The sequence below is a fragment of the Bacillus sp. BS98 genome (assembly GCF_008432245.1).
In the GTDB taxonomy this organism is placed as follows: Bacteria; Bacillota; Bacilli; order Bacillales; family Bacillaceae_G; genus Bacillus_A; species Bacillus_A toyonensis.
The window spans coordinates 3240799-3253540 of record NZ_CP043830.1 but is presented as its reverse complement, the minus strand read 5'-3'; the positions used below and the strand labels follow the sequence as shown (position 1 = coordinate 3253540).

14 protein-coding genes are annotated in these 12742 nt (G+C 32.8%); 12 read left to right on the top strand and 2 right to left on the bottom strand.

Translation table 11 applies throughout. The features are described from left to right. Positions 1–14: 14 nt before the first annotated feature. From F0362_RS16880 to F0362_RS16870, 3 genes are all read left to right on the top strand, one after another. Complete coding sequence (locus F0362_RS16880) at positions 15–914, top strand: iron-hydroxamate ABC transporter substrate-binding protein (protein ID WP_000728189.1); 900 nt, start codon at positions 15–17, stop codon at positions 912–914. A gap of 215 nt (positions 915–1129) precedes the next feature. After that, entirely contained in the window at positions 1130–1681 is a 552-nt protein-coding gene (locus tag F0362_RS16875; protein ID WP_149889902.1) for a GNAT family N-acetyltransferase, read from the top strand. A gap of 99 nt (positions 1682–1780) precedes the next feature. Further along, a complete protein-coding gene (locus F0362_RS16870) occupies positions 1781–2008 on the top strand; it encodes a coiled-coil domain-containing protein (protein ID WP_001047296.1) in 228 nt (75 codons plus the stop codon). Between the two features lie 71 nt (positions 2009–2079). Here the strand turns inward: F0362_RS16870 and F0362_RS16865 are convergent, their stop codons facing one another. Continuing rightward, the gene (locus tag F0362_RS16865; protein WP_149889901.1) at positions 2080–3405 is read right to left on the bottom strand and encodes an ArsB/NhaD family transporter; all 1326 of its coding nucleotides are present in this window, start codon (positions 3403–3405) and stop codon (positions 2080–2082) included. 261 nt (positions 3406–3666) lie between these two features. Here F0362_RS16865 and F0362_RS16860 point away from each other — a divergent pair, with 261 nt between their 5' ends. Both F0362_RS16860 and bshB2 read left to right on the top strand, forming a co-directional pair. Beyond that, positions 3667–4017, top strand: a complete 351-nt coding sequence (locus F0362_RS16860) for a YojF family protein (RefSeq protein WP_000407039.1) — start codon at positions 3667–3669, stop codon at positions 4015–4017. Positions 4018–4032: 15 nt separating this feature from the next. Next, positions 4033–4695: a bacillithiol biosynthesis deacetylase BshB2 gene (gene bshB2 / locus F0362_RS16855; RefSeq protein ID WP_000439466.1), complete on the top strand. Its 663-nt coding sequence runs from the start codon at positions 4033–4035 to the stop codon at positions 4693–4695. A 113-nt stretch (positions 4696–4808) separates the two neighbouring features. Here the strand turns inward: bshB2 and F0362_RS16850 are convergent, their stop codons facing one another. Beyond that, positions 4809–5552 carry an SDR family NAD(P)-dependent oxidoreductase gene (locus tag F0362_RS16850; RefSeq protein ID WP_000768009.1) on the bottom strand — a complete coding sequence of 248 codons (744 nt, stop codon included), beginning with the start codon at positions 5550–5552 and terminating at the stop codon, positions 4809–4811. Positions 5553–6129: 577 nt separating this feature from the next. On the opposite strand from F0362_RS16850, the gene F0362_RS16845 reads away from it, so the two are divergent. The 7 genes from F0362_RS16845 (at position 6130) to F0362_RS16810 (ending at position 12645) form a co-directional block, all read left to right on the top strand. Further along, the gene (locus F0362_RS16845) at positions 6130–6519 is read left to right on the top strand and encodes a hypothetical protein (RefSeq protein WP_000608945.1); all 390 of its coding nucleotides are present in this window, start codon (positions 6130–6132) and stop codon (positions 6517–6519) included. 664 nt (positions 6520–7183) lie between these two features. Next, positions 7184–7462, top strand: a complete 279-nt coding sequence (locus tag F0362_RS16840) for a hypothetical protein (protein WP_000693588.1) — start codon at positions 7184–7186, stop codon at positions 7460–7462. Between the two features lie 419 nt (positions 7463–7881). Continuing rightward, the gene (locus F0362_RS16835; RefSeq protein WP_000390465.1) at positions 7882–8106 is read left to right on the top strand and encodes a hemolysin XhlA family protein; all 225 of its coding nucleotides are present in this window, start codon (positions 7882–7884) and stop codon (positions 8104–8106) included. 581 nt (positions 8107–8687) lie between these two features. Then, positions 8688–9224 carry a DinB family protein gene (locus F0362_RS16830; protein WP_001172124.1) on the top strand — a complete coding sequence of 179 codons (537 nt, stop codon included), beginning with the start codon at positions 8688–8690 and terminating at the stop codon, positions 9222–9224. 1059 nt (positions 9225–10283) lie between these two features. After that, positions 10284–10508 carry a hypothetical protein gene (locus F0362_RS16820; protein ID WP_000486799.1) on the top strand — a complete coding sequence of 75 codons (225 nt, stop codon included), beginning with the start codon at positions 10284–10286 and terminating at the stop codon, positions 10506–10508. A gap of 188 nt (positions 10509–10696) precedes the next feature. Continuing rightward, positions 10697–10882, top strand: coding sequence for a hypothetical protein (locus F0362_RS16815; protein ID WP_001253134.1), 186 nt, complete (start codon positions 10697–10699; stop codon positions 10880–10882). Positions 10883–11316: 434 nt separating this feature from the next. Further along, entirely contained in the window at positions 11317–12645 is a 1329-nt protein-coding gene (locus F0362_RS16810) for a condensation domain-containing protein (RefSeq protein ID WP_000434823.1), read from the top strand. Positions 12646–12742 lie beyond the last annotated feature (97 nt).

Genomic DNA, 12742 nt, shown 5'->3' with positions numbered 1-12742 from the left:
AAAGAGGAGAACATATGAAAAAGAAACTTACTATTTTATTTAGCATCATGTGTATTTTAGTACTAGCAGCATGTGGTCAAACGAAAGCTAATGAAGAGGCAACGAAAAAAAGTAATGAGCCAAAAATCGCCTCTATGTCTATTCACTTAACGAATAATTTACTTGCATTAGGAATTACACCAGTAGGTTCTGTAATTGGTGGAGATTTAAAAGATTTCTTACCACACGCAAAAGAGCAGTTGAAAGATACGAAGAAACTTGGGGTTGTAACAGATCCGAATATGGAAGCATTACTACAATTAAAGCCATCTGAAATTTATGTGGATGAAAAATATGCTGGCAAAGATTTAGCGAAATACGAAAAAATTGCAAAAACACATACTTTTAATTTAGATGAAGGTACGTGGAGAGATCATTTAAAAGAAGTAGGTAAACTTGTAAACCGTGAGAAAGAAGCAGATAAATATATTCAAGACTATGAAGAACAATCAAAACGAGTGAAAAATTTAATAGATAAAGAGCTGGGTAATAACGAAAAAGTAATGGCAATTCGCGTTACTGCAAAAGAATTACGTGTATTTAGTACGAAAAGACCGATGGGACCAATTTTATTCGAAGACTTAGGATTACAACCTGCAAATGGTGTAGAGAAAATTGATGGAAACCGTCCTTTCGAAGTGATTTCACAAGAAGTATTACCTGACTTTGATGCAGATGCTATTTTCGTTGTTGTAAATAGAGACGATAAGGCAAAAGCTGCATTTAAACAACTTCAAGAAACACCAATTTGGAAAGACTTAAAAGCTGTTAAAGAAAAGCACATATACATTATTAATGACCAACCATGGCTAGACTATTCTGCTTTAGGTAACAAAATGGCAATGGATGAAGCGGAGAAAATGTTTACGAAATAATATCGATTCGATGTTAGGAAGATCCTCTGAATTTTGAGGGTCTTTTTTATTGTTAGAATAAATAAAAAATTATACAATAAATTTAATTTAATGCAGAGGAGATGTGCCGATGTCAGCACTTATTGTAAGTATCCCGTTTATAAAGCAGTTTATGGAAATAGGGGATAAATAGGCTAGAATAATTATCCCCATTATTTAATAAAGGGGAGTTTGAAATGACAATGAATCTTTTTCAAAATAAAACGATCAAATTATCAGCTAGTAGAGAAAAAGATGTTGAAGTAATGGCTATGTGGCAAGAAGATAGTGAGTATTTAAGAAATGTAGATACAGATGTAGCATTCCCGCAATCTTTAAATGAAATAGCAAGTGATGGGCTATTAAAAGGACGGAGATCGAATAGTGTTTCTTTCATGGTAAGGACAGTTCAAGAAGATCGCTTAATTGGTTTTGTGGCGATTCATGGTATAGAGTGGAATAACAGAACAGGTGTATTAGCTATTGGTATAGGAGATGCGAATGATAGAGGAAAAGGATATGGAAAAGAAACAATACATCTTATTCTAAAGTATGCTTTCTATGAATTGAATTTACACCGCATCGGTCTCGATGTTATTTCGTATAATAAACCTGCCATTGCATTGTATAAAAAGATAGGTTTTCAAATGGAAGGCTGTATGAGAGAAGCGGTTCAAAGAGATGGAAAGTGTTTTGATCGTATCATTATGGGGATATTGCGGGATGAATGGATAGAGCTGCAAGGTTAGAAAGTACATTCGAAATTATATATGTAGTATGCAGGAGATATAATTGTAATTGGCGAAAATTTACAGTGTACTGATTGAATTTATAAGGAGTCATGCAAAATGAATTTGGAAAAGGCAAAACCAGTAAATGAAGAGGTCGCCGAATTAAAAGAACTTATTAAAGAGTTACACGGAAGTGTGCACCAACTTGAAAGTGAGGTGCAGCAACTAAGGCACGAAAGACCAGTTGTTGAAGTGAGAAAAGGTGTTCAACTATCACCGACAATTGTCGGGCAAATTGGTGGTATGATTTTAGGTGGATTAGCAATTATCGGTATATTTTGGTGATGAAAAAAGGTTTGCAGCACTATGCTGCAAACCTTTTGTATTTGACGATAGAATTTCATACAGTACAACTTCTACATTAAATAACGTAAATAAATGTAAGCATGTGATAACAATAGTGCAATGATTGTTAACGGTAAACCGATTTTTAAGAAGTCCATATAAGAAAATCCATGTCCTTCACGTTTTGCAATACCAGCAACAACTACGTTTGCTGATGCTCCGATTAATGTTCCGTTTCCTCCTAAGCAAGCTCCAAGAGATAACGCCCACCATAGCACTTCGATTTGCGGCGAATCAACAGATAATCCGAGGCCAGTAGCTAAATCTTGAATAAGAGGAATCATCGTTGCGACAAATGGAATATTGTCAATTGTCGCAGATGCGATGCCAGATACCCATAAAATAAGTATCGCAGCGAAACCGATATCACCATTTGTTACGTCGATTACTTCTTTTGCGAGTGAAGAAATAAGTCCGATATCAATTAATCCGCCAACGAGAACGAATAGTCCGGCGAAGAAGAAAATGGTTACCCATTCAACGTGGGCAAATATATCTTCTATTTCATGTTCTTTTACGCCGATTAACATAAGAAGTGTAGCGCCTGTCATTGCGATAACGGCAGCATCTACATGAATAATAGAATGAAGTACAAAGCCTAAAATAGTTAGTCCTAAAATTGTAATCGATTTTAAAAGGAGGCTTTGATCTTTAATATAATCTTTTTCGTTTAACGCCATTAGTTTTTCGATTTGTTCAGGCGTTGTTTTTAGTTTGTTACGATACATGAAGTAAATAATGCCAAGTGTAACGATAGAAATAATAATTACGATTGGAGCTAAATTTAGTAAAAAGGCATTAAATTCTAAATGCTTATTAGCTGATCCAATCATAATGTTAGGTGGATCACCGATTAAAGTTGCTGTTCCACCTATATTTGAAAACAGTACTTCTGAAATCAAATAAGGAACAGGGTTAACTTTTAAAATACGTGTAATGGATAGTGTAACAGGAACGATTAATAAAACAGTCGTTACATTATCCAAAAATGCAGAACCGACGGCGGTTAATAAGGATAGTAATAATAAAATGCGAATCGGTTTTCCGTCAGCTGCTTTTGCTGCTTTAATAGCTACAAATTCAAATACGCCTGATTGACTCGTAATATGTACGAGAATCATCATCCCGATTAAAAGGGTGATCGTTTCCCATTGAATATGTGATGTGAAAGCAGTGTGTAAATCTACAATTCCAAAAATAATCATAATAGCAGCACCGAATAGTGCAATTACAGCACGATTCAATTTTTCAGAAATAATAAAACCATACGTGACTAAAAATACGGCAATTGCAAAATAATATTGCCAATTTGCTACTTCATGTGCTGATTGTTCCAAGCGAGTCACCTTCTTTAAAATATGTATTCAATCGTCAAAACGTATCCCGATGCATTCATACGGGATAAAATATATTGTAGCAAATTCAAAAAAGAAAGAAAACTATTTAATGAAGTGAAGGAAAAGTTCTGAATTCCACATATGATAAAAAAAATAACAAAACACAGTGCAAATTATTAGGAAAAGTGAGCGTTGTCCTCTAATATAGAGATAGCAATTTACATTATTTTTGCGTAAAATGGTTTAAAGAGGTGAATTCCGATGGAAATAGTAAAAGATAGTTCTCTTATTCAAAATGAAATTGAACGTTTTGTAAATAAAGATGTATATATTCATTTAGAAACAACGAACGGAGCGTATGCGTCACACTTTAATGAAAAGATGATGACAGTTGGAGCATTCATTCGAAATGCAATTATTCGCTTTGAGCGCGGGAAAATAACTGGAACAAACCCATACCGAGTTGGTTTGAAAATGGATCATGGCTGGGTATATGCAGAAGGTATTACGCACTGGGAAGTAGACGATAAAGAGCGTTTATTACTAGCAGGGCATGATAACCAAGGTCGCTTAGCGGTAGCACTTGAGTTAAGCTTAACGCCATTTAAGTAAGAAGGAGGGAAACTTATGGAGAGACATGTACTTGTTGTATTTCCGCATCCAGATGATGAAGCATTTGCTGCGGGAGGGACAATTCGCTTATTAACAGATCAAGGAGTACCTGTAACGTATGCATGTGGTACTCTTGGACAAATGGGACGTAACATGGGGAAGAATGTATTCGCTAACCGTGAAACGATTCCAAATATCCGTGAAAAAGAATTAAAAGATGCATGTGAAGCGATGGGGATTCAAGATTTAAGAATGCTCGGTTTCCATGATAAAACGTTAGAATTTGAAGATGTTGATTTCGTTGCAGATAAAATCGAAGCGATAATTCAAGAAGTAAATCCATCTCGAATTATTACATTTTATCCAGAACACGGCGTACATCCAGATCATGATGCATTTGGCCGCGCTGTCGTTCGCGCTGTATCACGTATGCCAAAAGAAGAACGTCCAGTTATTCATGCGGTTGCGATTACGAGAAATCGTGAAGCAGTGCTCGGTGAACCGGATGTTGTAAATAATATTAGTGAAGTATTTGAACATAAATTAGCTGCACTAGGCGCGCATCGTTCACAAACAGAAGCAATGCTTGAAGAAACACATGCAAAAATAAAAAACAAAGATGCAGCAACATTGAAATGGCTGCAACTTGAACAATTTTGGACCTATAAATGGGAGTAGGCTAGAAGTATATCTTCTAGTTGCTCTTACATAGAAAAAGCGCCGTCACTTGCGATGGCGCTTTTTCTTGTTAAAGACTATATTTCTTAGAGATGTGCATTGAAATTTTTTCATTAACGTGCAGTATAGCCTCCGTCAACAAGAAGTGTTGTACCATTAACAAAACTAGCATCATCACTTGCTAAAAATAAGACAGCTTTAGCCACTTCTTCTGGTGTTCCAAGTCTGCCTTGTGGATGAAGGGAAGCTAAATATTCTTTCTGTTGAGGATTAACACTACCTAGTAAAGGGGTGTCAATATAACCAGGGCACACCGCATTAATACGTATTCCATATTTAGCGTAGGCAGTACATAAATTTTGAGTTAATAGTTTCACACCACCTTTTGCAGAGGAGTATGCTGTTGGGGTAGGTAATGAAACAAAACTATGAATCGAACCAGCGTTAACGATGACACCACCTGTACCTTGTTTAAGAAATTGTTCAATCGAATATTTATCAGAAAGGAATACCCCAGACAAATTAATATCAATAGTTCTTTTCCACTTTTCATAGGATAATTCGTTTGCCGGTGCATCATCAGCAACGCCGGCATTTGCATACATAATATCTAATTTACCGTATGTACTTACTGTCTCATGAATGAGCTGTTTAATATCTGCCTCTTTTGTTACATCAGTTTTAATAAATAACGTATCATATCCATTTGCGTTCAATTCATCTGATAGGTCTTTTCCACGTTCAGAAAAGTCAGCGATAACTACTTTTGCACCTTCTTCAATAAAAAGACGAACGGTGGATTCGCCAATCCCGCTTGCACCACCAGTTATGATTGCTACTTTGTCTTTTAATTTCATATAAACCTCTCCATTCATTAATGAATTTAAGTCGAATTTTTTGAGCTGGTTATGTCACTATTAACCTTAAATAGTAAGTAGATAGAAGAAAAAGTTCGCGTTTACTTAACTGTGAAAGTACTGAATTTTTCTTTATTGTACTTTTTTATACAGTGATGAACGAAAATATTAATTGGGTCAATTTTATCATTAGATTGAATATTCGGTAAAGTGTTCTCGAATAAAGTGACTGCTGAAGTTTAACGACTAACCTACATAGATATAACGAGGGGTATTTACATATAGTTTCTCTTTTTTATTTTAGTAATTAACAAATTTTTAAACTTGCTGATGATGTAGTGCAATTAAATAAATGGGTTGTTTTTAGATTAACTAAAACTAAAAAACAGTAAAAATAAAATGTTATATAATAATTATTTATTAAAAAACGATAAATATCGTGTTAATATCAAATTGAAAATTAGTAAGAGAGGTGCTTTTTATAAAATGTAAAACGAATGTTATGTACTAAAAGAAATTGATAGAAATTAGGAAAGTTATATATCTTAATAGCAAAAGAAGAAAAAGGAGTTAGAGCATGATTAATAAAACAGTAAAAAAAGTTATCTTGTTTGCAGGTGGTTTGTATATTACTTATTTAGTAGGTGTAGTTATTTTAGCGGAATCTATACCGTATCCTACATCTCAGCAATTAAAGGCAGCCGAAAAAGTAGTTGAACGCTATGTAGGTGAAAATAATGGAGTGGAAATGATAAATACATCTAGCAGCTTCACGGCTGAGATGTTCGATCGTACAATTCATATTGAAGGAAATTCAAAGGAGAATCCGGAACAAGTATTTCGAATGGATTTAGACCGAGTTTCTAATGAAAATGAAAAAATAACCGAAAAATCGATAAATAAAATTTGTAAATCAAATGATGCAGGAGAGAATTTTACGTGTGCTGATGCTGAAAAGTTAAAATGAACATGCAGTGTTATTTATAGTATATAGCTAAAGATAGGAATGCGTAACAGCACAACTACTACTCTAGTTAAATAGGAAAAGCCTCGCAGGGGGGCGAGGCTTTAAACAGGGTATTAAAAATTATCGATTCATTAAGAATAACTTTTTCGAATAAACTAATTTTAGCATGATAACTCATGTATATGTGTTACGAATTTATGAACAAAAAATCAATCATAAAAATACGGGGAAGATGATAATTTATTTGAAATATATTACATAATTTTCAAGTGAGAAATAAAAAAGCAGCAATGAGCAAAATAATTTAGAGCCGCATTATATTAAACATAAGTGGTACTTCTAATATTAATCTGCTTCATTATATTGTTATTACCAATGCTACAGAATGCGTGAAGTGGTTTAGTAATGTTAAAACAAGAAATTCTCAGAATCTACGGGTTTAAAATGAAAAAATTTTAGTCATTGGACACAAGGGGGATTCTATATTAATTGGTTAAGTGGTTGAAAGAGAGACTTTGTTTATTTCGTTTCTTTTTCACTTAATTCATTAGAAATGATATTTAGTAATGATACATATGAAGCGTATATTTTGAATTAACTAATAGAATAATATATATTTATATTGATTTAATGATTTTAATTTATTAAAAATGAGGAAATCAATATGAAGATTAAATTTGCCGTAATAAAAGATGAAAACTTTGATTTTAGTTTATTAGAAACAAAATTATTGAAAACCTTTAAAGAAGTAGATTTTGAAGCAGATATTGTAAAGGTTGAAGATAAGATTTTTGAGGGAAATAATATTCAAACGAATTTAGCTGAAATCACCATTAATGTTACTGGAAAAAATATCGGCTATAGGTCCGTTTCAGCTAGTATATTTATTGTTCTAGAAAGTTTATCATTACAGTTATTTCAAATTAATATTAGTTTACATTAAGCAGCTAAAAAAGAGAATTTCTTCAGAAAATTATACTGACTATAATGAGTTGTAAATATGAGAATGGTGATTTAAATAATAGTAATTATTGTAGGTGCTCCCGTATGTTGGATTGCACCTTGTTTGTTATTAAAGAAATAAAAAAGCCTTTAAATAAGATGAAAGTCTTTATGAAACGGCATATAAAGAGTGTTCAGGATACGTTATGAAAGTAGAATAATTCAATGCTTATTCATATCGCATGTTATTTAAATGCTTGTTTATACAGAAAAATGGAAATGTGTAAATAATTCAATTAGATTGTACAAATAATTTGGTGCGCGAATATACGGAATGTATTCACGGGTAAAAGGGTTGTCTCATAATATATATATATATATATAGATTTTTCTATTAAGATGAACAGAGGGTGTGAATATATGGAAGATGTTTACGCGAAAATTGACAGCCTAAAAGCAGAGCAAAAAGAAATTATGAGAGACATTCGTACTTTAGAAACGCGTACCACTATTAATGAGAAAGACATAGCAACAATCAATAAGCAATTAGAGAAAATAAGTACAAACACAACTTGGATTTTGCGAATTATTATTAGTGCGATAGTAATGTCAGTTTTAGGATTGATATTAAAAGGGATTATTTAACCTTGTAAAATGGCTCAATATAAACGAAAGAGGGGCAATTCTCCCTCTTTTTATTATACGAATGAGAAATGGCTTTCCTCCAAGCGTTAAATGAAGGTGGAGGACGAACCTATTTTTTGCAAAAAAACTGAAACAATGTGCTAAACGAGTTTTATAAACTGAATCCAATTAGGAATGGATACTATAAGAACCGAGCATTATTTGTCAACGAAAAGAGTATTTAGGTCCTTCACATTATACTTGGCACAAAGCATATAGCAGTTAGATAAAACATACTATGCATGTATACGTATAAAATGTTTATTTTTAGATACAAATCAATTATAAATACTGAAAAATAGACCTACATAAATAGAGTCCTTTTTTAGTTTTAAAATTTTTAATTACTACTAGAACAATATGGATCTATTGAAAAATGTTCTAGATTGTAGCCTCATGTAGAAAACTTTGTAATAGAATCAAACCGCTTACCTTAAGTTGATGAACATATATGGAGACCGTTTGTTTTGTAATTTAAATAATTAGATTAATGTGATAACATTTTGAGGTAGGGTGTAAATGAAATACTGAGGAGGATAAGTATGCAAAAGAGACCAGGAACAAATGAATATAATCCATACTACTCAACGTACATAAAATTAGTACCAGATGGAGATATCATACATATTCTAGAGCAACAAATGAAGGAAACGAATCTTTTATTGAAGGATATTTCTGATAGTGAAGGACATTTTCGATATGCCCCTAATAAATGGAGTATAAAAGAAGTAATCGGTCATATTGCAGATACTGAACGTATTATGGCATATCGTTTGCTGTCCATAGCAAGAGGTGAGACAGCAGAACTTCCTGGCTATAATGACGATATGTATGTTCTTAGAGCAGCTTTTGATAAGCAATCTATGCAAGATCTTCTTACGAATTTAACAGTTGTTCGCCAATCTACTGTGCATTTACTTAAAAGTTTAGATAAAGATGCCTGGTTGCAAAGGGGAATTGCGAACAATTCTGAAGTCACGGTTCGTGCATTAGCAAACATTATTGCTGGTCATGAGCTTCATCATCGGCAAATTATAAAAGTACGTTATTTTGGGGCTAATGCATTTACAGAATGTTAAAATACGGAAAATAAAAGATGATGATTTGTAAAAAAATTACGATTCATCATCTTTTTATTTTTTCTCAATGACCAAATATTACTTAACAGTGGCAAGCTTAATTTATAAGAAAAGAATGACTACATTAGCAACAAGGGTTTAAAGAAAGGGGGATTGATAGTAAGTTGTTTAATTAAAATGGTAAAGAGTAACTTTTACCTTACTTTTTGTTATAAATAAAGGAGCAGTTAGCAAAAGCTAACTGCTCATCTCCAAGGGGGAGCAAGGAGAAAAATCTAATGTCATCTACAGTGTTGACGGAATATGGAGTTTTATTCAGGGGATTTACTGATTATGTAGGTTACATAAAAAGTCCTATTAACATTCAGGCTATTCCGATTAGAATTAAAGATTTGAGTGTAATCCAAAACTTTTTTTCTGGCTTTTGAAATTCTAAAAAGCCTTTTCGTAAGAGCAGAAATAAACCCGCTTCAAGACAGAGGAAAACAACTAGACCAAGAAATTAAAAGTACAAAAGGGATTTATTATGAGAATAAGGAAGAAATCGAAATTACCTTTGAATACTTAAGAAAAGAAATTGATAATGATGATGATGAGAGTCAGCAAATTATTACAGATTACAAAGAGGTATCTTAAAATAAAACTAGAAAAGCATCCAAAACTATTGTTTTTTCTTTTTTAATATAGAAATTACACATTAAACATATATTTATACGTGTTGTTACTAAACGCTAAGGAATAGTAATAAAAAAATGATGCTGATAAAACTGTATAAAAATAAAAAGAATCCTAAGATGGGGAATGTTTTATGAAAGTTGATCATGATAAACCTCCTTGATATATAAAGTATTTTAATATATTGTTGGTCTATTTAGAAGGAAAAACATAATTTGGTACATGTTAAACGAAAATTTGAACAAACTAGATATTGGAATAAATGATGCCTTCCTTAAAATAACCTTAATTAAAATATAGCTTTAATAACATTTGGGAATTAAATGGTATAATTTTCTAGGATAACCTAAATAAAGTTTATTTTAGAAAAGAGGTAGAGGGGAAATGTTTCAAAAGCTTAAGTTTTATTTAATGAGCATTTTAATTAGTTCAATGTTAGGTGGAATTATTATAGGTGCTAATTTCTTGGTCCATAACATATATAATTTGGTTGCAGGTAAAGAGTATCATTTTAATATGTGGTCTTCTATTATTATATTTAGTGTTGTATTTATTTCGGGCTTCTCGTACATGTTGAAGAAGGGGCCAGATATATTTGTTAATGATTAAATTAATAGCAATTATCAATAGGTGTTGCCGTGTGATTCGGTTGAAGTCTTTTCTAGCGTGTTAGTTATCTCAATATATATGTATCTCTTGGCACCTGGGCGAGGGTGCTCTCTTTTTATCGAAGGAATAATAAAATGTATATAATATAATTAATAGATTTATATTTGAATCTGAGGGGTACAAATTCGATGCGACGTAAAAAGGATTTGTTGAAACAATGGAAGGTGGATTTACAGGCTATTCAAGAAGAGAAGAGGATGAAGAAGAAGGCTAAAAATAAGAAATATAGCATTCCTGGTAATACAGCTGGATTCATGAATGGAAAGCATACTTATCGTAAAGAGAATGGGGTATGGAAGCAAAGAAATAAATGACGTGAGGATAAATAGATTTCATTAAGTTTGTAGCATTATTCTAGGCGTTCCCATGATTTGGGTGGCGTCTTGTTTGTTGTTTATGAAGTAATCCCTAAACGTATTATATTATTGTTTTTAATTAACAGATATAAAAAATGATTTATTTGTTTTATTGATAATTCGTAAACATTATTATAATATGTTTGTATATGATTAGACTAAAAGTGTTTTTGTTTGATTTTATTAAAAGATGGGGGATATCGATAACAATAAAATAATGGGTATATCACCTACAAAAAGCTGCAAAAGGAATGGAAGCAGTATGGAAAAGGTGCTTTCGTGAAAAAATTCGAAAAATAAGCAGTATTAGCTCTTGAAGAAAAATGACTAGAAAAGTTACAACTAGATGGAGCATAAGGTTATACAAAAAATCTTAAAAGGGGGACAAAATTATGGAACAAGGAAAGTATTCAGTAACACCTCAAGATCGAATGAATTATTTATTAGGTCTTTATTCTGCAGATCAACAAATTAATGCGGTTCTTTATTTTCCTGTAGGTCTATCAAAGGAAATACTTGAACAATCAGTAAGGATAACATTACAATTGCAGCCAGTTTTGAATAGTCGATTTGTAGAAAATGATACTCCTTACTGGGAGGAACATTCATCTGGCACTAACTCATCTATTTGCTTTTTTGCAGAAGGAAATGATCAAGAACTTGAAATAATGGCAATAGATTTTATTAAGGAACCTGGTGATCGTATTCAGGGGCCTATGGTTCAAACAATATTATTACGAGGAACTACAACAGATATGTTAGTTGTGAAATTATCTCATCTATGTTCAGATGGTGCAGGAGTCAAGGAATATATTAATTTGCTTGGAGCAATTTATACGCACCTTTCCTTAGGAGGATCTAAGGATCAAATTATAAAGGAATTTGGTGAGGGAAATGAGAGTTTTCGAGATCAATCACATGTATTCAAATATGCTGGAATATCGGACGTAAAAAGTGCGTATCGTCCTAACCAAGAACAGCAGGCATCGTTATGGTCTTTTCCATCTCAACCCAACAAAAATAAATCCCCCAAAATGTCTGTAGGGCGGTTGAGCCGTGAACAAACTCTATGTCTAACCAAATGGACAAAAGCACAACAGGCTACCTTGAATGATGTAATCATGACTGCATACTTCCGTGCTTTATCACATTTCACTGTGTATGCAGAACCTCGCACCGCAGAAAAAATGATCGGTTTGACAATTGATTTACGTCGATATCTGCCTAATTATACGACTGGTGCTATTTGCAACTTATCCGGAATGGAAATGCCAGTGATTAAAATGGAAGATGGTGAATCATTTAATCAGACTCTTGTTCGAGTTAAACAATCAATGGATAAAATAAAGGGCCAAAATCCAGGTCTTTCTTCAGCGGCAGGAATGGAGATACTGGCAGGTATGAAGCTATCTACGGTGAAGGAAATGTATAATCAGCAATACGAGCAGGCTGTACAGATGGGGATGGCGTTGCCATTAATGACAAATTTCGGGGTAATCGCTGATGAACCTATTCAGTTTGGTGAAATTCAAGCTGAGGACGGGTATATGACATCACCCATTATGTATGCACCATTCTTTTCAATGGGAGCAAGCACTTATAATGGAAGACTTACATTTACGATTGGTTATCATGCGCCGGATACATCAAAAGAAAAGGTAGACAAATTTTTAGAATGTGTTATTAATCAGCTCTTTTTACTGTTTTTTGAAATGAATTAGTTTTCAGATAATATAAAAATGATAATCTTCTAACAAATAATCAAGGCATCAACAATAGAAAAGTAGAGATAATATGTAATATAATTGAAAAAGTATA

Excerpts from the sequence above, each read along its gene's own strand:
- F0362_RS16820 (WP_000486799.1), top strand. The coding sequence starts at position 10,284 with ATGTTTCAAAAGCTTAAGTTTTATTTAATGAGCATTTTAATTAGTTCA.
- F0362_RS16815 (WP_001253134.1), top strand. The coding sequence starts at position 10,697 with ATGCGACGTAAAAAGGATTTGTTGAAACAATGGAAGGTGGATTTACAG.
- F0362_RS16845 (WP_000608945.1), top strand. The coding sequence starts at position 6,130 with ATGATTAATAAAACAGTAAAAAAAGTTATCTTGTTTGCAGGTGGTTTG.
- F0362_RS16860 (WP_000407039.1), top strand. The coding sequence starts at position 3,667 with ATGGAAATAGTAAAAGATAGTTCTCTTATTCAAAATGAAATTGAACGT.
- F0362_RS16850 (WP_000768009.1), bottom strand. The coding sequence starts at position 5,552 with ATGAAATTAAAAGACAAAGTAGCAATCATAACTGGTGGTGCAAGCGGG.
- bshB2 (WP_000439466.1), top strand. The coding sequence starts at position 4,033 with ATGGAGAGACATGTACTTGTTGTATTTCCGCATCCAGATGATGAAGCA.
- F0362_RS16810 (WP_000434823.1), top strand. The coding sequence starts at position 11,317 with ATGGAACAAGGAAAGTATTCAGTAACACCTCAAGATCGAATGAATTAT.
- F0362_RS16840 (WP_000693588.1), top strand. The coding sequence starts at position 7,184 with ATGAAGATTAAATTTGCCGTAATAAAAGATGAAAACTTTGATTTTAGT.
- F0362_RS16870 (WP_001047296.1), top strand. The coding sequence starts at position 1,781 with ATGAATTTGGAAAAGGCAAAACCAGTAAATGAAGAGGTCGCCGAATTA.
- F0362_RS16875 (WP_149889902.1), top strand. The coding sequence starts at position 1,130 with ATGACAATGAATCTTTTTCAAAATAAAACGATCAAATTATCAGCTAGT.
- F0362_RS16830 (WP_001172124.1), top strand. The coding sequence starts at position 8,688 with ATGCAAAAGAGACCAGGAACAAATGAATATAATCCATACTACTCAACG.
- F0362_RS16835 (WP_000390465.1), top strand. The coding sequence starts at position 7,882 with ATGGAAGATGTTTACGCGAAAATTGACAGCCTAAAAGCAGAGCAAAAA.
- F0362_RS16880 (WP_000728189.1), top strand. The coding sequence starts at position 15 with ATGAAAAAGAAACTTACTATTTTATTTAGCATCATGTGTATTTTAGTA.